A 21,446-nucleotide genomic window follows, 5' to 3' on the forward strand; every position below is an offset into this window, starting at 1 on the left:
ACAATACTGCCCAAAACAAGGCGCGCCCGGCCGAGAAACAGGGAGCCATGGCGTTTTCGAGCGAAGCTGAATATCAGTTCGCATCAATAAAACGCGTCATAACAAAAATTGGAGCGCGGATCTGATGCAATCAGAGCGGGCTCGGAACCAGAGGGGAACTACCATGGAGCGGATCTGGCTCAAGCAATATCCGGCCGGCGTACCAGCCGATATCGACGTCAACCAGTACTCGTCGCTCGTTGAGCTGTTGGAAGAGAGCTTCAAGAAGTTCGCCGACCGCAAGGCGTTCATCTGCATGGACAAGTCGATCAGCTACCGCGACCTCGACGATATGTCGGCCGCGCTTGGCGCCTACCTGCAGAGCAAGGGCCTGCAGAAGGGCGCCCGCGTCGCGCTGATGATGCCGAACGTGCTGCAATACCCGGTGTCGACCGCCGCCGTGCTGCGCGCCGGCTATGCTGTCGTGAACGTCAACCCGCTCTACACCCCGCGTGAGCTCGAGCATCAGCTCAAGGATTCCGGCGCCGAGGCGATCATCGTGCTGGAGAACTTTGCCACCACGGTGCAGCAGGTGATCGCGAGGACGTCCGTCAAGCACGTGATCGTCGGCAGCATGGGCGACCTGCTCGGCTTCAAGGGCGTGATCGTCAACCTCGTGGTGCGCAAGGTGAAGAAGATGGTGCCGGCCTGGTCGATCCCGGGCGCGGTCTCGTTCAACGAGGCGCTCGGCGCCGGCCGCAGCCTGAAGCTCAGCAAGCCGCAGCTCACGCGCGATGACGTCGCCTTCCTGCAATATACCGGCGGCACCACCGGCGTTTCCAAGGGCGCGACGCTGCTGCACAGGAACATCCTCGCCAACGTGCTGCAGAACGACGCCTGGCTGCAGCCGGCGCTGAAGAAGCCGCCGCATGTCGAGCAGCTCTTCATCGTCTGCGCGCTGCCGCTCTATCACATCTTCGCGCTGACGGCCTGCTTCCTGCTGGCGATGCGCGCCGGCGGCGTCAACCTCCTGATCCCGAACCCGCGCGACATGCCGGGCTTCATCAAGGAGCTGCAGAAATACCAGGTCAACAGCTTCCCGGCGGTCAACACGCTCTACAACGGCCTGTTGAACACGCCCGGCTTCGACAAGCTCGACTTCTCCAAGCTGAAGACCTCGTTCGGCGGCGGCATGGCGACGCAGAAGCCGGTCGCCGAGAAGTGGCTGAAAGTCACCGGCTGCGCGCTGTCGGAAGGCTATGGCCTGTCCGAGACCTCGCCGACGCTGACCTGCAATCCCGCCGACACCGACCAGTTCTCCGGCTCGATCGGCATCCCGGTGCCCTCGACCTATCTCTCGATCCGCGACGACGACGGCAAGGAAGTGCCGCTCGGCGAAGCCGGCGAGATCTGCGCCAAGGGTCCGCAGGTGATGGCCGGCTACTGGAACCGACCGGAAGAAACCGCGAATGTGATGACCGCGGACGGCTTCTTCCGCACCGGCGACATCGGCGTGATGGACGAGCGCGGCTACACCAAGATCGTCGACCGCAAGAAGGACATGATCCTGGTCTCGGGCTTCAACGTCTATCCGAACGAGATCGAGGAAGTGATCGCGAGCCATCCGGGCGTGCTGGAATGCGCCGTGATCGGTGTTGCGGATGCGAAGTCCGGCGAGGCGGTGAAGGCCTTCATCGTCAAGAAGGACCAGAACCTCTCGGCCGACGACGTCATCAAGTTCTGCACCACGCAGCTCACCGCCTACAAGGTACCCAAGCAGATCGAGTTCAGGACCGACCTGCCGAAGACCAATGTCGGCAAGATCCTGCGCCGCGAACTGCGCGACGAGAAGAAGGCCGCGGCCTGAAGAGGCCCGCGGACCTCCGACATGACCGAGATCAGCGTCGCGCCGGCCGACATTCTGGCCTTCTGGCGCGACGCCGGCCCCAGCCGCTGGTACACGGGCGACGATGCGTTCGACGCCGATGTGCGCCGGCGTTATCTGGGCCTGTGGCAGAGAGCGGCGGCCGGCGAATTATCGTCATGGGAAGCGAGCGATGACGGCGCGCTGGCGCTCGTCATCGTGCTCGACCAGTTTCCGCGCAACATGTTCCGCGGCGATGTCAAAACCTATGCCAGCGACGCCCAGGCGCGCGAAGTGGCACATCGCGCCATCGCGCGCGGTGTCGACGCGCGGATCGATTCCGCTTTGCGCGAATTCCTCTATCTGCCCCTGATGCATTCGGAGCACCTGCCCGACCAGTTGCGCTGCATCGAGCTGTCACGCACGGCCGGGCATGCCGAGAACCTGAAATGGGCCGAACACCACGCCGATATCATCCGCCGCTTCGGCCGCTTTCCCCATCGCAACCACATTTTGGGCCGCGCGAGTACGCCCGAGGAGCAGGCCTTTTTGGACGAAGGCGGCTTTTCGCCCTGATGACGCAAGCGTGAATGGGCTCGCCCGTTGCCGTTTCGAGCCCGACGAATATTGTACCGGCCGCCTGCCCGGTCTAAGAAACTATCCGCTCATTGAGGGAGAATTGACGATGACGATCCAAGTTGGCGACAAGCTGCCGGAAGCCAAGTTTCGCGTGATGACGGCGGAAGGCCCGCAGGTCAAAACCACCGACGATATTTTCAAGGGCAAGAAGGTGGCGCTGTTCGCGGTGCCCGGCGCCTACACCGGCACCTGCCACAAGATGCACCTGCCGAGCATCTTCCTCAACGCCTATGCCATCAAGGACAAGGGTGTGAACACCATCGCCATCGTCTCCGTCAACGACGCTTTCGTCATGAACGCCTGGAAGCGCGATACCGACCAGCGCGACGAAGCCGTGTTCCTCGCCGACGGCAATGCCGACTTCACCAAGGCGATCGGCATGGAGCTCGACGCCTCCGGCAACGGGCTGGGCATCCGCTCCAAGCGCTATTCGATGCTGGTGGATGACGGCGTGGTGAAGAAGCTCAACCTCGAGCCGGCGCCTGGCAAGGTGGAAGTCTCCGGCGGCGATACGCTGCTGGGACAGCTGTAAGGCTGAGGCGCGTCGTCGCGTAACGAAGTCGCCACAACAAAGGCTGTCGTCGCCCGGCTTGACCGGGCGATCCAGTACGCCGCAGCCCTCCGTATTTCTCAACGCCTCTGGAATACTGGGTCACCCGCCTTCGCGGGTGACGACGGTCGTTGGTTGTCGCAGCAACATCCGCCGCCTACTTCCCCACCCTCTCCTGCAACCTCGCCATCGCGACACCCTCGCGCGCCAGCTGATCGGCGCGCTCGTTTTCGGCGTGGCCGGCGTGACCCTTGATCCAGTGCCAGCGGACCTGGTGCGGCTTCAGCGCGGCGTCGAGGCGCTGCCATAGTTCGACATTCTTGACCGGCTTCTTGTCCGCGGTGCGCCAGCCGTTCTTCTTCCAGCCATGGATCCAGCCGGTGATGCCCTGGCGCACATATTGGCTGTCGGTGGTGAGATCGACCACGCAGGGCTTCTTCAGCGCTTCCAGCGCCGAGATCGCCGCCATCAGCTCCATGCGGTTGTTGGTGGTGTGCGCCTCGCCGCCCTTCAGCTCTTTCTCCTTGTCGCCGAACCGCAGGATGGCGCCCCAGCCGCCCGGACCGGGATTGCCCGAACAGGCGCCGTCGGTAAAAACGGTGACGTGAGGCAATTCGCTCAAGCGACGTATCCCGGCTGGGTCAGGCCGTAGTCGCGCACGCTTGCGACATTCTGGTGGAAGCGCAGCTTGCGGACATATTCGAGCGGGTCCTTCGGCTTCACCAATGCGCCCGGCGGCACGTTGAGGAAGTCGACAAGCCGCGTCAGCAAAAAGCGCAGCGCCGCGCCGCGCGCCAGCAGCGGCAGCGCTTCCTGTTCGGCCTCGGACAATTGCCGCTCGCGGCCGTAAGAATTGAGCAGCGCCCTGGCCTTGGTGACGTTGAAGGAATGATCCGGCTCGAAGCACCACGCGTTCAGGCAGATCGCGACGTCGTAGGCCAGGATGTCGTTGCAGGAAAACGGGAAGTCGATCAGCCCCGACAGTCTGTCGCCGAGGAAGAAAACGTTGTCGGGAAACAGGTCGGCATGAATGACGCCGAGCGGCAGGTCTTTCGGCCAGCACGCCTCGAGATGATCGAGCTCGCGCGCGATGAAGTCCTGCAAGCCTGGTGCGACGCTGTCGGCGCGCGGTGCCGCGAGATCGAACAGCGGCCGCCAGCCCTCGACCGACAACGGGTTCTTCCGACACATCGGAAAGTCGTGACCGGCCAGATGCATTTTCGCCAGCGCCTCGCCGACACCGGTACAATGCGCGGCGGTCGGCCGTCGCGGCCACATGCCTTCGAGGAAATTGATGATCGCCGCCGGACGGCCGGCCAGTTCGCTGTAGACCTCGCCCTTGCGGTTTCGGGCCGGCTGCGGACAACGCACGCCGCGCTCCGCCAGATGCGCCATCAGCGACAGGAAATACGGCAGGTCGTCCACCGCCACGCGCTTTTCATAGAGCGTAAGGATGAAGGCGCCCTGGCTCGTATGCATCAGGAAGTTGGAATTCTCGACGCCCTCGGCGATGCCCTTGTAGGAGAGCAATTCGCCGATGTCATAGCCCTTCAGGAACTCCGCGAGGTCTTCGGCGGCGACGTCGGTGTAAACCGCCATGAGAAGCCTCAGGCGGCGTCGGGTCGCAGCGAGCGCGGCAGCGGGAAGAACTCGTTTTCTTCCGCGGCCGAAACCGTCTCCACATGCAATTCATAACGCTCGGCGAAAGCGCCCATGATCTCCTCGACGATCACTTCCGGCGCGGAGGCGCCTGCGGTGATGCCGAGGCTCTTGATGCCCTCAAAGCGCGACCAGTCGAGATCCGAGGCGCGCTGCGCCAGCACCGAGACAGGGCAGCCCTCGCGCTCGGCGACTTCGCGCAGGCGCTGCGAGTTCGAGGAGTTCGGCGCGCCGACCACGATCAGCGCATCGACCACCGGCGCCACCTTCTTCACCGCAAGCTGGCGGTTGGTGGTGGCGTAGCAGATGTCTTCCTTGTGCGGCCCGTTGATGTTCGGAAAACGCTCCTTGAGCAGGGCTACGATCTCGGCGGTGTCGTCGATCGACAGCGTCGTCTGCGTCACAAAGGCGAGGTTGTCCGGATCCTTCGGCGTGAAGGTCTTGGCGTCTTCGGCGGTCTCGATCAGCGTCACCGCGCCCGGCGGCAACTGGCCGAGCGTGCCGACCACCTCGGGGTGGTGCGAATGCCCGATCAAGAGGATTTCACGGCCACGCTTGAAATGGATCGCCGCCTCGCGGTGCACCTTGGTGACCAGCGGGCAGGTCGCGTCCAGCGAGAAGAAATTGCGGGCCCGGGCGTCGGCCGGAACCGATTTCGGAACCCCGTGGGCCGAGAACACCACCGGTGCGTTGGTATTGTCGGGGATTTCGGCCAGTTCCTCGACGAAGATCGCACCCTTGGTCTTCAGGCTGTCGACCACGTAGCGGTTATGCACGATTTCGTGACGGACATAGACGGGAGCGCCGTAGATGGCGAGGGCCCGCTCCACGGTGTCGATGGCCCGCACCACCCCGGCGCAGAAGCCACGGGGGGAACAAAGCACGATTCTGAGGTCTGGTTTCGCTGGCGTTGACACAGAAGGCATTGGGGCTATCTCGGGGACCGAATCACCCCTAGCCGGCGGGCTGGGAACGGCCAATTCGTATAAGGACTTGGGACTGCTTTCGCCCTCTGTCAAGGCACTTTAGCAGACCATTGCGCCAAAGGGGCTGGAAGGCGTATATAGCGCCTTAATTCCCGTCATCCCCGATGACCATAGGCTTCGCCTCCAAAAGAGGTGGGCGAGGCACAAAGGAGATTTGCCATGAGCAATGCACCGCTGATGCCCAAGGCGACGGCCGTGTGGCTGGTCGATAATACGGCGCTGACCTTCGACCAGGTGGCCGATTTCACCAAGATGCACCCGCTCGAGGTCCGCGCCATCGCCGACGGCGACGCCGCCCAGGGCATCAAGGGCATGGATCCGATTTCGACGGGCCAATTGACCCGCGACGAGATCGAAAGGGGCGAAAAAGACCCGAATTACCGCCTCAAGCTCGGCGAGAGCAAGGTGGTGCTGCCGCCGGCCGCCAAGAAGAAGGGCCCGCGCTACACCCCGGTATCGCGCCGCCACGAGCGCCCGAGTGCGATCCTGTGGCTGGTCCGCAACCACCCTGAGCTGAAGGACGCGCAGATCATGCGCCTGGTCGGCACCACCAAGACCACCATTGCCTCGGTCCGCGACCGCACCCACTGGAATGCCTCGACGCTGACCCCGATGGACCCGGTAACGCTCGGCCTGTGCTCGCAGATCGAGCTCGATTTCGAGGTGCAGCGCGCGGCCAAGGAAAAGCCGGTGCCCGCGGCCTATGGCGGCGCCACCCTGCTCCCGGCCTCCGAGACCACGAAGAAGGAGCCGGAATTCGAGCCGAGCGAAAAGAAGGAAGACGACCTCAACCTCGACGCCGTGTTCGCCAAGCTGAAGACGATCGGCGGCAAGAAGCAGGACGACGACGAGGAGTAAAGGTTGCCGGCTACGGCTGATTTCGAACGCGGCGGGGCAACCTGCCGCGTTTTTTTGTTTTGAGGGCGCGATCACCGCGCGATCGGGATGGCTTAACTGGGGGTAGCCTGTTCACGCGAGAGCCGCGCAATGTGCTGCAGAAGTTCGTCTGCCAGGAACGGCTTGAGCAGGACCGAAATGCCCTGCGCGGCAATCGGCTCCACCACTTCCGACCGGATGTCTCCGGTCATGATGATGGCCGGGACGTTTCGGCCGAGAGCCGACCGCAAGTCACCGATTGTCGTCACGCCGTTTGTCGAACCCTGAAGATTGTAGTCACATAGCAGCAAGTCGGGTCGGATTTCCTGACGGTGAACGCGCGCCAGCGCGTCGCTTGCCGTTGCGACCACGATCCCCTCTATGCCGCGCGCTTTCAGCAGGCGGCTGATCGATGCGCGCACGCTCGCCTCGTCCTCGACGACAAGAATGGTGCCGCGGAAGTCACCCTGCTCATATCGCGGCTTCTGCACCCGTTCGCGCCTGCCGCCGTTCCCGTCGCCGCGCGGGACCTCAATCGTAATGACGGTGCCCTTACCGGGCGTGGAATGCGCACCGATCGGATGATCCAGCATCTTCCCCAGACGCCTGACGATCGCCAGGCCTAATCCGAGGCCGCCGCGTTCCGCTTCGGGCGAGCCCTGATAGTATTCCTGAAAGATATGCGGGAGCTGATCCTGCGTAATGCCGATGCCGCTGTCCCAGACTTCGATCCGGACCTTGTCGCCCACCCGCCGGCAACCCAGCAGTATCCTGCCCCGATCGGTGTATCGCAGTGCGTTCGAAAGCAAGTTTCGTATCATCGTCTCCAGCATGCGCTTGTCGCTGCGGACCAGGAGTCCCGAACGCACCATGCGCCACCGCAAGCCTCTGTCCGTGATGGCACCGGAGAAGTCGGCCGCTAGCGAATCAAATATCTCAGTAATCGCGAAGTCGCTCTTCGACGGACGAAGACTTCCCGCCTCGAGACGATTCACATCAAGCAGGCTCGACAGAATGCTGGACATGGTGTCGAGGGATCGGGCCATCCCGTCGACAAGCTCGCGGCCCTCGCCGCCCGTGAGGTGCAGCCCGAGCGCTCCTTGCAGAAATCTCAGCGTTTGCAGCGGCTGTCGCAAATCATGGCTGGCAGCCGACAGGAAGCTGGATTTTGCCCGGTCCGCCAATGCGGCCGATTTCCAGGCGCGGGAAATCTCTCCCTCGAACCGCTTCCGCTCGGTGATGTCGGTCATCAGGCCACCGATGCGTATCGGCTTCCCGGCCGAGTCAACGCGCGTGATGGCAACCTGCTCCAGCCACACTTCGCCGCGCCCGTCCGGTCGCATGAACCGGAACGTCATCGAATGCGAGGGGTCGTCCGGACGGACCGCGCCCAGGCGAGCCGTGATCGACGGGCGGTCATCGGGATGGACCTGTTTTATCCAGTTCGCACCCTTGATAAATTGCTGTGGAGCTAGGCCGAGAACTTCAGCCGCATTCCGGCTTACCTCGATCAGATCAGTCTGGAGATCCCAGTCGAAGGTGATCACACCGCCGGCCCGAAGCGCTTCCTCCAGCCGACGCTCCCGTTCGAGAATCGCAGTCTCGTGTTGCCGTCGCTCACTAAAGAGCGCCGCGAGAACCAGCGCGCCGAACGACGTGGCCAGAATGGTGGCTTGGGCGGACAAAATACGTTCCTCGATCGGCGACCGCGGGTCGCCGAAAAGACCGACGGCGAATATGGTCGTCCACACGATCGTGATTGCGCATAGGAACGTTGCGATCGCCGTAAAGGCCGGGCGAACGCGGGCAGCGATCCACACGAACAGCGGAGCAAGCGAGGCTATCGCCAGTTCGAAGATCCACGGCCTGTTGGGCAGAATGACGAGGAGGACACACAGGGTGACCACGATCGCAAGCGCGAAAGCTCCCTCCGCAATTTCGCGCTTCGGCAGCGCATTACGCAGGAACGATGCGAGGCCGATCACAAGTGGTGCAACGGTGATGGTACCCACCGTGTCGGAAACGAGCCAATGACTCCATACCGCCGCAGGCGATGCGGCCGGGGCATGGAAGAACACAAACCCGAGCATGCCGACCAAACCATCGATCATGGCAGCAACGATCGTGGCGGCGAATAATCCAAGGACGCAACGCAACTTATCGAGTTCGAATGGGGTGCCGCAAAATCGCTGGATGAGCCCTGAGACGATGAGGGGACCGCTGGCATTCGCTACAGCGAAGAAAGCAGTGCTGGCTAGATTGCGGTCGCCGAGCAGATTGGCTGCGACAGTGGCAGCGGCCACCCCGACCACGACCGGCCACCGTAGCGCCGGACCGAACGCCACCAAAACTCCGGTGGCCACGCCCGCAGCCGGCCAGAACACGGCGACGCCGTCGGACTTGTCGAGCAGAGCGAGGCTGAGGCGCGCGGCGAGGAAGAAGACGATTGCGACTGCGACCGACACGGCCCACGGCTGCCAGGCTTGGCGCATCTGTGCCCGGGATACATCAGTCGTAGCGACGTCCAATGCCATTGCCTTGCCCGCGAAGCATTAGGTTTCAGCGCATCGGCCCTGTCGTCCGCTCCTTTGTCGGTCAGTTCTTGCAACGGGCCAGGCGTGCCATCAGTATTTGAGGCCGGAGGCGGCCTGACAAGCGGAATCGGGCGTTCTCGCCGGGTCAACGCGTCACTGCAGACGGCGCCCGTCAGGTCCGGCAGTCACGCTTCGCGCGGAGCCGGCACCTTGCGCGCACGCAATCCAAAAGGCGAAATCGCTCCTAGCCCAGCTCGATCTCGTCGTCGATCTCATGCGAGAGGCTGATGCTGCCGATCGTCAGAACCATCTTCGCCGGCAGCTTCTCGTGGCCCTTGAGCTTGCCGGCCTCGAGCGCATCGCGCACGGCCTTTTCGATCTCGCGTTGCGAGGTGACGCCGACTTGCTTCAGAAACTTGCGCAGGCTGGCGTTGAAGACGTCTTCGTTCATGAGGACCTCCTGTTACGGCCGGACCGGGTTGTTCAGCATCTGCTCGGCCATATTGCGCTGGGCGCGGTCGGCGCGGGCGTTGGCATTGCCACGCTGCACGTCGCGGTTCTTGCGGCAGTTGACGTACTCGTTCGAGCCGACCGCGACATTGTTGGCGCGGCAGAATGCGTCGTCGTCCGCGCTGGTATCGACCATGGTCGGCTGGCCACGTTCCAGGCAGCCGGCGAGCACGGGGGCGATGAGCAGGAGTGCGATGACGTGTCTTGCGAGTCCAAACTGCATGCGGGGCTCCCGTTCTTCCATCTCGTCATTGCCGGGCTTGACCCGGCAATCCATCGAAATAATGGCAGCCTGCTTTGACGATGATGGATGCCCGGGTCAAGCCCGGGCATGACAAGGAACTCGTCATTCCGGGATGGTCCGAAGGACCAGACCTCAGATGCGCAATTGCGCATCGGGGAATCTCGAGATTCTCAGGGGCGCAAGGGCGCCCCATAGCTCGATGCTTCGCATCGCCCCGGAATGACGGTGATCCCTACACCCTGCCCTTCAGCGCATCGCCGATCTCATCCAGCACCTTCGGGTCCTCGATCGTCGCCGGCATGGTCCAGCTCTCGCCGTCGGCGATCTTCTTGATGGTGCCGCGCAGGATCTTTCCGGAGCGCGTCTTCGGCAGCCGCCCGACCGTGATCGCGAGCTTGAACGCCGCTACGGGGCCGAGCTTGTCGCGCACCAGCGCCACAATCTCCTTTTCGATTTCCACAGGCGCGCGCGCGACACCGGCCTTCAGCACCAGAAAGCCGCACGGCACTTCGCCCTTGATCGCATCCTTGATCCCCAGCACCGCGCATTCGGCGACGTCGGGATGGGAAGCCAGGATTTCCTCCATGCCGCCGGTGGAGAGCCTGTGGCCGGCGACGTTGATGATATCGTCGGTGCGCCCCATCACCCAGACATAGCCGTCCTCATCCTTGTAGCCGGCGTCCGAGGTCTTGTAGTAGCCGGGGAACTCCGTGAGGTAGGCTGCCTTGAAGCGCGCGTCTTGCTCCCACAGCGTCGGCAGGCAGGCCGGCGGCATCGGCAGCTTGATCACGATCGAGCCCATGGTGCCGGCGGGCACGGGCTTGGATGCCTCGTCGACCACGTCGACCTGATAGCCCGGCATCGGCACCGTCGGCGAGCCGTGCTTGACCGGCAGCATGCCCAGCCCCACCGGATTGCCGGCGATGCACCAGCCGGTCTCGGTCTGCCACCAGTGATCGATGACCGGTACCTTCAACTGCGCTTCCGCCCATTCCACCGTCGGCGGATCGGCACGCTCGCCGGCCAGAAACAGCGTGCGGAATTTCGACAGGTCGTATTTGCGGATGAAGTTGCCTTCCGGGTCTTCCTTTCGGATGGCGCGGAAGGCGGTCGGCGCGGTAAACAGCGCGACCGCCTTGTGCTCGGAAATCACGCGCCAGAACGCGCCGGCATCCGGCGTGCCGACCGGCTTGCCCTCATACATGATCGAGGTCGCGCCATGGATCAGCGGGCCATAGACGATGTAGCTGTGGCCGACCACCCAGCCGATGTCGGAGCCACACCACCAGACCTCGCCGGGCTTGACGCCGTAGAGATTGAACATCGACCATTTCAGCGCAACCAGATGCCCGCCATTGTCGCGCACGACGCCTTTGGGAATTCCCGTGGTGCCTGACGTGTAGAGAATATAGAGCGGATCGGTTGCCAGCACCGGCACGCAAGGCGCGGCCTTGCCGGCATCGAGCGCGGCGCGGCGCAGCGTTGCCCAATCATGATCGCGGCCGGCCATGAGTTCACAAGGGTGCTGCGGCCGCTGCAGGATCACGCAGGCCTGCGGCTTTGCGCTTGAAAGCCTGATCGCCTGGTCGAGCAGCGGCTTGTACTGCACGATACGGCCGGGCTCGATGCCGCAGCTCGCCGAGAAGATCAGTTTCGGTTTGGCGTCGTCGATCCGGCTTGCGAGTTCCTTTGCGGCAAAGCCGCCGAACACCACCGAATGCACCGCGCCGATCCGCGCGCAGGCCAGCATCGCAAACACCGCCTCCGGCACCAGCGGCATATAGAGGATGACGCGGTCGCCCTTGGCGACGCCGAAGTCGGCCATGATGGCGGCGAGCGTCTGCACCTCCTTCAGCATCTCGGCATAGGTGAATTTCGAGATGGAGTTGGTGAGCGGCGAATCGTGGATCAGCGCCACCTGGTCGGCGCGTCCGCCCACGACATGGCGGTCGAGCGCATTGTAGCAGGTGTTGACCACGGCGCCGGCGAACCACTGGCCATAGACGCCCATCGAGGGATCGAAGATCCTTTTGGCCGGCTCGATCCAGTCGATCTCGCGCGCCGCCTCGGCCCAGAACCCTTCGGGGTCGGCCAGCGAGCGGGCGTGGACCTCGTGATACCTGCTGTTGTTCTTAACATTCATGGCGCACTCCCCGCGTGTTCGCCCATCGTCGTCATGCCCGGCCTTGTGCCGGGCCATGACGGCTGAGCGACATTATTTCAGGGGCATTGTCACGCGAAGTTGCGCCAGATCAAGCCGTAATACATTGGCCGTTCGGCAAAACCTTACTGCCGAGCTATCGTATTCAGCTTCTCCAGCCGATCCTCCATCGCCTGACGGAGGTCATAACCGCGCTTGCCGAACGAGGCGTTGCGCTTGTCGATGAAATCGCGCTGCTGTCGGGTTAGCGCCAGCGCGGCACGATGGCTGTCGGCTTCCGCGCTCGCAATCACCCGCAGGAACACATCGCTGATGTTGCGGTCGAGCTGGGCGAGGCTCGCGTCGGCGCAGATCGCCTTTTCCACCTGGCGTTTGGCGGTGGCGCAGTTGAAGCTCGGCAGGTTCTTCTGGTAGCTCAGCGAACCCAGCCGTTCGATTTCCTGCGTAATCTCCTTGTGATTGGCGGCGGCGGTGCTGTCGGAAGGATTGAGGCGGACGGCTTCCGCATAATCCTTCAGCGCCCGGCTGCGATCGCCCTTCTTGACCCAGGCCGCGCCGCGATTGTTGTAGGCGCGCTGGAATTTCGGATCCAGTTTCAACGCTGCGTCATAGTCTGCAATCGCACGGTCGTAATCCTTCCGCGCCTGATAGGCATCACCGCGGTTGGTCAGGAATTTTGCCTCGGGGCGCAGCTTGATCGCCTCGTCATAGTCGGCGATCGCGCGCGCATAGTCACTGTTGCCGGCGAGGTCGAGGCCGCGATTATCGAAGAATTCCGGCTGCGTCGGATCGATCCGGATCGCCGTGGTGACGTCCTCGATCGCTTTCTCGGTACGGCCGAGCTTGCGGTAGGCCGCGGAGCGGTTGCTGTAGGTGCGGGCGCGGTGCGGCTCGAGGCGAAGCGCTTCATCGTAATCGGCGATCGCCTTCTGATACTCGCCCTTGAAATACCAGGCGGCGCCGCGGTCCGAGAAAGCTTGCGCGAAATCCGGCTTCAGCCGCAGCGCCTCGTTATAGTCCTCGATGGCGCGGTCGTACTTCCTCGCATTGTTGAAAGCATTGGCGCGGTTTGCATAGCCGGTAGCATTGTCCGGCTCCAGCCGGATCGCCTGGTTCAGCGCCTCGAACGCGGCCTCGACCTTGCCGGTCTGGCGCAGGATTTCACCGCGGGCGCGGAACGCACGTGCGCGGTTGGGATCCTTGGCGATCACGGAAGCGATTTCGGCCAATGCCTTGTCGCTCTGGCCACTATTATGCAGCGCGGCGGCACGCGTGATCATGGCGTCGAGCCGCTCGCTCTCCGGCGTCGCCGGATTGTCGATCAGCGCGGTGCAGACGTCGATCAGCGTCGCGGGTTCGGCAGCCGAAAGCGCCTCGCAGACGATCGGCCGCTCGGCGGTCGTCTGCGCGCCGGCGCCCGTGGCAGCCAGGATGGCAAGGATTAACGCCGCGCTCGCGGCAAATGACGAAATGAATGATCGCATGATCGGCTCTTGAAATGCTGGCCTAAATCGCGGCTAACGCCGCTCCCGCCAGTCTGTCGCAACAGCGCTTTCCGAGGTTCGAAAGGCGGCCACGGCCGGCACCAGAAAGATGGTGTTTCGGGATGAAACATCTGCTTTGGTCAATAGCCGTCGACCCCGTTGAGCTGTTGCAGGCGCTGCTTCATCGCCTTCTGCAAGTCGTAGCCGGGCCGGCCGAACGAGGCGTTGCGGCGGGCGATGAACTCTTCCTGCTCGCGGCGCAGCTTGCGGGCCTGGGCCGGGGTCATGTCTTCACGGGTCGCCCGGACATACGACACATGGACGTCCCGCTCGAGGTCGGCGAGCTCGGGATTGGCGCAGATGGCCTTTTCCACCTTGCGGCGCGCGGTGGCGCAATTGAAGCTCGGCTTGCCGGCGATCGCCTTCAGCGCGCCGAGCCGCTCCAGCTCCTGCGCCATCGCCCGATGGTTCGCCCTGGCGGCGGCGTGCTCCGGGTTCAGCTTCATCGCCGCGGCAAAATCGGCGACCGCCTTCGGCAGATCGCCCTTCTTGCGCCAGAGTTCGCCGCGTGCGTTGTGAATGTCGGCATTGGTCGGATCGAGCCGCAGCACGTCGTCATAGTCGCGAATGGCGCGATAACTCATGCCCTTCCGCTCATGCGCCTCGGCGCGCGCGATCAGAGCCTTGATCCGGTCAGCCTTGTCGGTCCTGTCGTTGTCGATCAGCGCGCCGCAGACATTCACGGTCTTGTCGTCATCCTGCGCGCGGGCGGCGGCGAGACAGGGCGCGGGATCGGCGCGCAGGTCCTTGGCCGGCTCGACGCCCGTGGCCGATGCACCATGCGCCAACCCGATCCACAGCAGGCATGCGGCTGCGATGTTGCGGATATCGGAATGGCCTCGCATCGAATTGACCCGGAAATACGCTGTCGATTGCATCCGATCCTAGCAAGGCCCGCGCTTTTCCGACAACGGTCCGCGTCGATTTTTCCCTGTTCGCCTCTGGACAGATTTTGGCCGAACGATGGCGCGCGAGAGGAGTGACCTCCTTCACACGCGAATGGATGCTCTTCGTCATAATATTTGTCGTGAACCTTTAGCTGATGTCACGGACTCAACAACCATGACCACATTTACCGACTTCAGTCCGCCGCGCGCCATCGCGCAGTCCCAGTCCGGTTATTTCTACTTCTACATGGCGCTGGCCTGCATGGCGGTTGCCTTTCTCGGCTTTGCGCCGACCTATTGGCTGCCGCTGGCGAAGCGGTCGTTTTCGGCCTCGCCGGTCGTGCATTTTCACGGCCTGCTGTTCTTCGCCTGGTCGCTTTACTTCGCATTCCAAAGCTGGCTTGCGGCTTCCGGCAACGTTGCTCGGCATCGCAGCGTCGGCATGATCGGCGTCTCGCTGGCGACCGCGATGACGATCTTCGGCTTCCTGGTTGCGGTCAACGCGATGAAGCGCTCGGCGGCGGCCGGAATGACCGATGACGGAATCGCATTCGCGATTGTCCCGCTCAGCGGAATTCTGTTCTTTGCGGTGGTCTTTGCGCTCGCCATTGCCGCCATCCGCAAGCCTGAAACGCACAAGCGGCTGATGCTGCTGGCCAGCATTTCGTTGCTCGACGCCGCGGTCGCCCGCTGGTTTCTCACTTTCCTGGCTCCTCCCGGCCCTCTAGGTCCGCCCCCGGTGCCGGTGACCATCCCGCCCGCCATCGTCGCCTATCTGTTGCTGGTGGCCGCCATGGTGTTCGACTGGCGCACGCGCGGCCGGCCGCATCCGGTCTATGTCTATGGCAGCCTTGCCCTGATCGCCGTGAAATTCCTGAACTGGCCGATCAGCGTCACACCGCTCTGGCATTCCTTCGCCGGCGGCATCCTGGCGATGGCGCAGTAGCGAACGGAAAGAATACCTTCCTGCCGGTTAGTGCTAGATTGATGGTGACATCGATCTCGACCGGCAGGGAATCCCAAATTTGCTAGCATTCGAATGGATTATTGGACTGCTGCTTGGCGCGGTCCTGCTGTCCGCGCTGGCGCGGCGGCTCAAGGTGCCCTATCCGACCTTTCTTGCGATCGGCGGCATGCTGCTCGCCTTCGTACCCTCAAGTCCGTCGTGGACGCTGCAGCCTGAGCTGGCGCTGGCGCTGTTCGTGGCGCCGGTGCTGCTGGACGCCGCTTTCGACACCTCGCTGCGCGACCTCAGGAACAACTGGCTGCCGGTCTCGACGCTGGTGCTGGTCGCGGTCGGGGTCACGACCGCCACCGTCGCTGTGGTCGCGCACTGGCTTCGCCCGGATATGCCATGGGCGGTCGCGATCGCGCTCGGCGCCATCGTGGCGCCGCCCGATGCCGCGGCGGCCACCGCAATCCTGCGCCAGGTCAACCTGCCGTACCGCATCCAGAAGATCCTCGAGGGCGAAAGCCTGCTCAACGATGCCAGCGCGCTCCTGATCTACCGCGTCGCGGTCGGCCTGGTTGCCGCCGAGCACATGAAGGTGCACGAGTTCGTGCCCTCAGTTGCGCTGGCGCTGTTCGGAAGCCTCATTGCCGGCTTCCTGTTCGCGCGGGTCTGGACGCAGATCACGCGCCGCATCACCGAGGCGCCGAGCGCGATCATCACGCAATTCGCCGGCACCTTCATGGTATGGATCGTCGCCGAGCATATCGGGCTGTCCGGCATCCTCACCATCGTCGCCTATGCGATCACGATCGCGCGCACCGCGCCCGAGCGTACCCCGGCGCGGCTGCGCGTGGCCTCCTATGCGGTGTGGGAAACCGTCGTGTTCGTGCTCAACGTGCTGGCGTTCATCCTGATCGGCATGCAGCTCAATCCGATCTGGTCCGGGCTCAACGACGAGGTGCGGTTGAAATATTGCAGCTTTGCCGCAGTGATCCTCGCCGTCGTGATCCTCGCCCGCGTCGCCTGGGTGATGCCATATGGCGCCTTGCTGCGCGCCTTGAACGCGTACGGCCTGCTTCCTGCGCACGTGTCTCCCGCGGTACCGAGTGTGGAACGCGGCATCATCGTGTCCTGGTGCGGGATGCGCGGCATCGTCACGCTGGCGGCCGCCTTCGCGTTGCCCGAGAACTTCCCGTATCGCGATCTCATCCTGCTGACGGCCTTTGCCGTGGTGCTGGGGACCCTCGTGCTCCAGGGCCTGACGCTGCGGCCGTTGATCCTCGCGCTGAAATTCGAGGAGGACGATCCGGTCGCGCGCGAGGCGGCTCAAGCCCGCTGCGCCGCCTATCGCGCCGCGCTTGAGGCGATCGAAGCCGATCCGTCCGAGGAGGCCGAGATCCTGCGGCTCGAATACCGCGCCGTGCTGCTGCGTGCCGAAACCGAACCCGAAACCGGCATCGCGACCAGCGAGCTGCCGGCCGATCCGCTGCGTCGCCGCGCCATCGGTGCGGCACGAGCGGCGCTGTTGAGGATGCGCGATCTCGAGGAGATCAGCGACGACGCCTTCCACCAGGTGGAAGAAGAACTCGACCGCGCCGAATTGAGCGCACAGGCGTAACGGGACGCGTCAGGCGCCCGACTTGCAGGTGATGCCGCCATCGACCACGAGCTCGATGCCGGTAACATATTTCGATTCATCCGAGGCGAGAAACAGCGCCGCGTTGGCGACGTCCCAGGCATCGCCCATATGTGCCATCGGCACCTGCGCGTCGCGTGCCCGCCACATCGCCTCGACGTCCCCCTTGGCGTAGCTTTGCGCAAGGCCGGCCGAATGTTCGACCATCGGCGTCTTCATCAACCCGGGCAGGATCGTATTCACGCGCACATGCTTTGAAGCGAATTCGACCGCCGTGGTGCGCGTCATCTGGTTCATCGCGGCCTTGCTGGCGTTGTAGCTGACATAGGAAATGCCGACGTGGCGGATCGAGGCGATCGAGGAGATGTTGATGATCGAGCCGCCGCCCTGCCTGACCATCACAGGAATGACGTGCTTCATGGAGAGATAGGCGCTCTTGAGGTTGACGGCGAAGACGCGATCCCATTCGGCTTCCGCCACCTCGACCACGCTGCCGACTTCGGCGATGCCGACATTGTTGTCGAGCACGTCGATGCGGCCATAGGCCTTCAGGCAGGCCGTGACCATCGCCTCGACCTCGGCGGCCCTCGAGACATCGGCCGTATGCGCCATCGCCTTGCCGCCCTCGCCGGTGATGATCTTCACCGTTTCCTCGGCCGCAGCCGCGTTGCGGTCGACGCAAAATACCTGCGCACCCTCGCGCGCAAAGGTCACGGCGGTCGCCTTGCCATTGCCCCAGCCGGGCCCGATCGAGCCCGCGCCCACCACCATCGCCGTCTTGCCCTTGAGCCGTTCCATCGACTTTCTTCTCCCTTTCAAACTATTTTCTTGTAGCCCGGGTGAAGCGAAGCGCAACCCGGGATTCTTGTTTGGCACTTTCCCCGGATTTCGCTTCGCTGCATCCGGGCTACGGATGACGACGCCCCCCGGGTCAAGTCGTCCGATAAGCTAACAGATGCCCCCGAAATACGCCTACAAGGCCCTTGCCACGGTTACCCAAATTGGACTGAATGCGCCCGCGAAAGGCCCGCAGGACACCGGGTCTCCAGAGTTAACGGGCCCCGGGGAAAGTATGGCAGCAGACAAGACAACGCCGCCCAATGATGAGATCGTCGCGGTATCCGACGAAGCGCTGCACAAGGCAGAAGCCTACATCGAGGCGGAGGAAGGCGCGGCCAACCGCCTGATGGGGTGGGCGGGAAGGATTTCGACCACGATTGCCGTGGTCATGAGCCTGTTTCACCTCTACGCCGCCTACGCCATCGTTCCGACCCAGGAACTTCGTTACACCCACGTCGCCTTCACGCTGGTGCTGAGTTTCCTGCTGTTTCCGCTGGCGACGCGCTTCCGCAACCGCGTGCGCTGGTGGGACGTCGTCCCCGGGATCGTCGCGGTCGCCACCATCGTCTATGCGCTGTGGGGTGGCGAGGATTTTACCGACCGCGCCACCACGCCCGACCGCTGGGACGTGATCGTCGGTATCGTCTTCATCGTGCTGCTGCTGGAGGCGACGCGGCGCACCACCGGCGCGATCATGCCCGTGGTGTCGCTGTGTTTCATCGCCTATGCGATGTTGGGTCCGTATCTGCCGGCGCCCTGGACCCATCGCGGCTATGATCTGGCCCGCCTGGTCGGTCACCTCTTCATTACGCTGGAGGGCATCTTCGGCGTCGCGGTCGACGTGTCGGCGACGCTGATCATCCTGTTCACCATCTACGGCGCATTCCTGCAGCATTCCGGCGCCGGCAAGTTCTTCATCGACTTCTCGCTGGCGCTGATGGGTGGCAAGCCGAACAGCGCCGGCCGCACTGTGGTGCTGTCGTCGTTCCTGCTCGGCGGCCCCTCCGGATCGGGCGTCGCCACTACCGTCATGATCGGCACCGTGGCCTATCCGATGATGGCGAAGGCCGGCTTCGAGAAGAACGCCGCCGGCGGATTGCTCGCAGCCGGCGGTCTCGGCGCGATTCTGTCGCCGCCGGTGCTCGGCGCCGCCGCGTTCCTGATCGCCGAATTTCTCAAGATCAGCTATCTCGACGTGATCTGGATGGCGACCATCCCGACCTGTCTCTACTATATGTCGTTGCTGTTCATGGTGGAACTGGACGCCAAGAAATTCCACGCCAAGAACGTGACGTTCACGCCGGAGATGTCGCTCGGCCAGATGACCAGGCGGTACGGCTTCCACTTCATCTCGCTGCTGGCCGTCGTCTTCTTCATGGTCATCGGCTACTCGCCGTCGCTATCGGTGTTCTACGCCATTGTCGTCACCTTTGCGCTGAGCTTCCTGCGCCGGGAGACCGCGCTGGTGCCGAGCAAGCTGGTGAAGGCACTGGCCGACGGCTCGATCGGCGCGCTCAACGCCGCGACCACCTGCGCCTGCGCCGGCATTGTCGTCGGCATCGTGACGCTGACCGGTCTCGGCCTCAAATTCTCGTCGATCGTCATCGCCTATGCCGGCGGCAGCCTGCTGCTGACCGCGATCTACACCTCCCTGATCGTCTGGATCATCGGCCTCGCGGTGCCGGTAACCGCGTCCTACATCATCTGCGCGGTCATCGCGGCGCCCGCGCTGATCAAGCTCGGCGTACCCGATTACGCTGCGCATATGTTCATCTTCTACTATGCCGTTCTATCCGAGGTTTCGCCGCCGACAGCACTCTCTCCGTTCGCGGCGGCCGCCATCACCGGTGGCGATCCCTACAGGACCACGCTGCAATCCTGGAAATACACACTGCCGGCGTTTCTGGTGCCCTTCGTGTTCGTGCTCGACCCGCAGGGCGGCGGCCTGCTGATGTCGATCCCCAAGGGCGGATCGTGGGTCGACATCATCGAAATCACGATCAAGACAAGCCTGGGGCTGCTGGCGCTGGCTGCGTTTGCCCAGAACTGGGCACTGCGACAAAATACAGCGGTCGAGCGCGGCCTGCTTCTGCTATCCGGATTGCTGCTGGTGTTCCCGAGCCTGATTGAGGCAATCGTCGAATGGATCATCGGACGCGATATCAGCTACACCTATGTGCCGGGCCTGATCATCGGTCTCGGCGTATTGCTGTGGCAGGCCAGAACGCGGTCGCCAGAGCGACCTGCGCTCACAACATAGCGAAGAAGCGATTGAGGAGACAAAAATGAAAAAGACTACAGCAATATTGGCAATGACGCTGGGGCTCGCCTTTGCCGGCGCGGCTCACGCGCAGCAGAAAACCATGTCAATCGGCACCGGCGGCACCGGCGGCGTCTACTATCCGCTCGGCGGCGCGGTCGCCAACGTGCTCTCGAAGAATCTGCCCAACGTGCAGGCCACCGCCGAAGTCACCGGCGGCTCGGTCGACAATCTCAAGCTGATCGGCGCCGGCAAGAGCGAGCTTGCGTTCACCATGGCCGATGCCGCGCTCGATGCGCTGAAGGGCGAGGACAAGTTCAAGAGCGGCAAGGTGCCGTTGCAGGCGCTGCTCGTGGTGTATCCGAACCGCATGCATGTGGTGACGGTGGAAGGCACCGGCATCAACACCATGGCTGACCTCAAGGGCAAGCGCGTCTCGACGGGATCGCCCGGCAGCGCCACCGAAGTGATGGCGTTCCGCGTCATCGAGGCCGCCGGCCTCGACAAGGACAAGGACATGAAGCGCGAGCGGCTCGGTGTCGCCGAATCCGTCAATGCGGTGAAGGACCGCAAGATCGACGCGTTCTTCTGGGTCGGCGGCATTCCGACCGCCGCGGTCACCGATCTCGCGGCGACGCCCGGCATCAAGATGAAGCTGGTCGACCATGGCGACCTGGCCGAGAAAATGAACGCCAAATACGGCAAGCTCTATTCGGCCAGCAAGATCAAGGCGGGCTCGTATCCCGGCTACGACAAGGACAATTCCATCACCGAAGTCTGGAACCTGATCGTCACCGGCGACAAGATGAGCAACGAGGATGCCTACACCATCGTCAAAACGCTGGTGGAGAAGAAGGCCGACATCGTCGCCGTGCACAAGGAAGCCGAGAGTTTTACGCTCGACAACCAGGTGCAGGACCGCTCGCCGATCCCGTTCCACCCCGGCGCGCTGAAATACTTCAAGGAGAAGGGCGTCGGCGGCTAGGCCTCGATACTCGCCGTCCGGCGACGGAGCCGAAGCGATCTCCGGCCGGAAGATACAGTGACCGCGGTCTGCCAGAGACCGCGGTCATTTTTTTGCCAAGCAGAGGCTTGTGTGCGTCGCGGCATGGCTGCCCCCGCGGAAAGCGTTTTCGCGGTGTTCGCAAGCCGACGACCATCGCGGCGCCAGCGCGCGACCACAGGCGTTAACACGCGAGGCAGATCGGATACCGCTTAAGCGGGGCATCAACGCATTGAAGTCTGCGAATTCGGCGGAATGCACCGCCCGTGCGCCTGTTGGCGCCGTCGAGGCTGGCAATTCCTCTAAAATTTTATTCTTGTCG

At 63.4% G+C, this 21,446-nt stretch carries 18 protein-coding genes; 8 read left to right on the top strand and 10 right to left on the bottom strand.

Translation table 11 applies throughout. The annotated features are described in order from the left end of the window. Window positions 1-163: 163 nt before the first annotated feature. From LMTR21_RS36040 to LMTR21_RS36050, 3 genes are all read left to right on the top strand, one after another. Window positions 164-1,846, top strand: coding sequence for a long-chain fatty acid--CoA ligase (locus LMTR21_RS36040; protein WP_065752204.1), 1,683 nt, complete (start codon window positions 164-166; stop codon window positions 1,844-1,846). Between the two features lie 21 nt (window positions 1,847-1,867). Beyond that, window positions 1,868-2,419, top strand: coding sequence for a DUF924 family protein (locus tag LMTR21_RS36045; RefSeq protein WP_065752205.1), 552 nt, complete (start codon window positions 1,868-1,870; stop codon window positions 2,417-2,419). Between the two features lie 109 nt (window positions 2,420-2,528). Continuing rightward, window positions 2,529-3,014 (top strand): peroxiredoxin, encoded by a 486-nt coding sequence (locus tag LMTR21_RS36050; RefSeq protein ID WP_057854710.1) that lies wholly within the window; start codon window positions 2,529-2,531, stop codon window positions 3,012-3,014. Between the two features lie 175 nt (window positions 3,015-3,189). Here LMTR21_RS36050 and rnhA read toward each other — a convergent pair whose 3' ends face one another. Genes rnhA through ispH form a run of 3 tightly spaced genes read right to left on the bottom strand, consistent with a single transcriptional unit; the run spans window position 3,190 to window position 5,617 of the window. Next, the gene (rnhA, locus tag LMTR21_RS36055) at window positions 3,190-3,654 is read right to left on the bottom strand and encodes a ribonuclease HI (protein WP_065752206.1); all 465 of its coding nucleotides are present in this window, start codon (window positions 3,652-3,654) and stop codon (window positions 3,190-3,192) included. Next, window positions 3,651-4,631 carry a homoserine kinase gene (locus LMTR21_RS36060; protein ID WP_065752207.1) on the bottom strand — a complete coding sequence of 327 codons (981 nt, stop codon included), beginning with the start codon at window positions 4,629-4,631 and terminating at the stop codon, window positions 3,651-3,653. Before LMTR21_RS36060 ends, rnhA begins: the two co-directional genes overlap by 4 nt. Before the next feature lie 8 nt (window positions 4,632-4,639). Then, a complete protein-coding gene (gene ispH, locus LMTR21_RS36065) occupies window positions 4,640-5,617 on the bottom strand; it encodes a 4-hydroxy-3-methylbut-2-enyl diphosphate reductase (RefSeq protein ID WP_065752208.1) in 978 nt (325 codons plus the stop codon). A 219-nt stretch (window positions 5,618-5,836) separates the two neighbouring features. On the opposite strand from ispH, the gene LMTR21_RS36070 reads away from it, so the two are divergent. Then, a complete protein-coding gene (locus tag LMTR21_RS36070) occupies window positions 5,837-6,535 on the top strand; it encodes a DUF1013 domain-containing protein (RefSeq protein WP_065752209.1) in 699 nt (232 codons plus the stop codon). A 92-nt stretch (window positions 6,536-6,627) separates the two neighbouring features. Here the strand turns inward: LMTR21_RS36070 and LMTR21_RS36075 are convergent, their stop codons facing one another. From LMTR21_RS36075 to LMTR21_RS36105, 6 genes are all read right to left on the bottom strand, one after another. Beyond that, complete coding sequence (locus tag LMTR21_RS36075) at window positions 6,628-9,087, bottom strand: MASE1 domain-containing protein (protein WP_084030535.1); 2,460 nt, start codon at window positions 9,085-9,087, stop codon at window positions 6,628-6,630. A gap of 244 nt (window positions 9,088-9,331) precedes the next feature. Continuing rightward, entirely contained in the window at window positions 9,332-9,538 is a 207-nt protein-coding gene (locus LMTR21_RS36080) for a DUF6494 family protein (protein WP_057862481.1), read from the bottom strand. A gap of 12 nt (window positions 9,539-9,550) precedes the next feature. Next, window positions 9,551-9,820, bottom strand: a complete 270-nt coding sequence (locus LMTR21_RS36085; RefSeq protein WP_065752320.1) for a hypothetical protein — start codon at window positions 9,818-9,820, stop codon at window positions 9,551-9,553. 253 nt (window positions 9,821-10,073) lie between these two features. Continuing rightward, on the bottom strand, window positions 10,074-11,984 hold the full coding sequence (locus tag LMTR21_RS36095; RefSeq protein ID WP_065752211.1) for a propionyl-CoA synthetase: 1,911 nt from the start codon (window positions 11,982-11,984) through the stop codon (window positions 10,074-10,076). Window positions 11,985-12,127: 143 nt separating this feature from the next. Further along, on the bottom strand, window positions 12,128-13,486 hold the full coding sequence (locus LMTR21_RS36100) for a tetratricopeptide repeat protein (protein WP_065752212.1): 1,359 nt from the start codon (window positions 13,484-13,486) through the stop codon (window positions 12,128-12,130). A gap of 140 nt (window positions 13,487-13,626) precedes the next feature. Then, window positions 13,627-14,391 carry a tetratricopeptide repeat protein gene (locus tag LMTR21_RS36105; RefSeq protein ID WP_065752321.1) on the bottom strand — a complete coding sequence of 255 codons (765 nt, stop codon included), beginning with the start codon at window positions 14,389-14,391 and terminating at the stop codon, window positions 13,627-13,629. Window positions 14,392-14,608: 217 nt separating this feature from the next. On the opposite strand from LMTR21_RS36105, the gene LMTR21_RS36110 reads away from it, so the two are divergent. Both LMTR21_RS36110 and LMTR21_RS36115 read left to right on the top strand, forming a co-directional pair. Then, entirely contained in the window at window positions 14,609-15,379 is a 771-nt protein-coding gene (locus LMTR21_RS36110; protein ID WP_065752213.1) for a hypothetical protein, read from the top strand. 79 nt (window positions 15,380-15,458) lie between these two features. After that, complete coding sequence (locus tag LMTR21_RS36115) at window positions 15,459-17,003, top strand: cation:proton antiporter (protein WP_065752214.1); 1,545 nt, start codon at window positions 15,459-15,461, stop codon at window positions 17,001-17,003. Window positions 17,004-17,012: 9 nt separating this feature from the next. On the opposite strand, the gene LMTR21_RS36120 is transcribed toward LMTR21_RS36115, so the two are convergent. Further along, a complete protein-coding gene (locus LMTR21_RS36120; protein ID WP_065752215.1) occupies window positions 17,013-17,819 on the bottom strand; it encodes an SDR family NAD(P)-dependent oxidoreductase in 807 nt (268 codons plus the stop codon). 274 nt (window positions 17,820-18,093) lie between these two features. Here LMTR21_RS36120 and LMTR21_RS36125 point away from each other — a divergent pair, with 274 nt between their 5' ends. Further along, window positions 18,094-20,121: a TRAP transporter permease gene (locus LMTR21_RS36125; RefSeq protein WP_065752216.1), complete on the top strand. Its 2,028-nt coding sequence runs from the start codon at window positions 18,094-18,096 to the stop codon at window positions 20,119-20,121. Between the two features lie 25 nt (window positions 20,122-20,146). Next, on the top strand, window positions 20,147-21,106 hold the full coding sequence (locus LMTR21_RS36130; protein WP_065752217.1) for a TAXI family TRAP transporter solute-binding subunit: 960 nt from the start codon (window positions 20,147-20,149) through the stop codon (window positions 21,104-21,106). Window positions 21,107-21,446 lie beyond the last annotated feature (340 nt).

The sequence above is a fragment of the Bradyrhizobium paxllaeri genome (assembly GCF_001693515.2).
Lineage (GTDB): Bacteria > Pseudomonadota > Alphaproteobacteria > Rhizobiales > Xanthobacteraceae > Bradyrhizobium > Bradyrhizobium paxllaeri.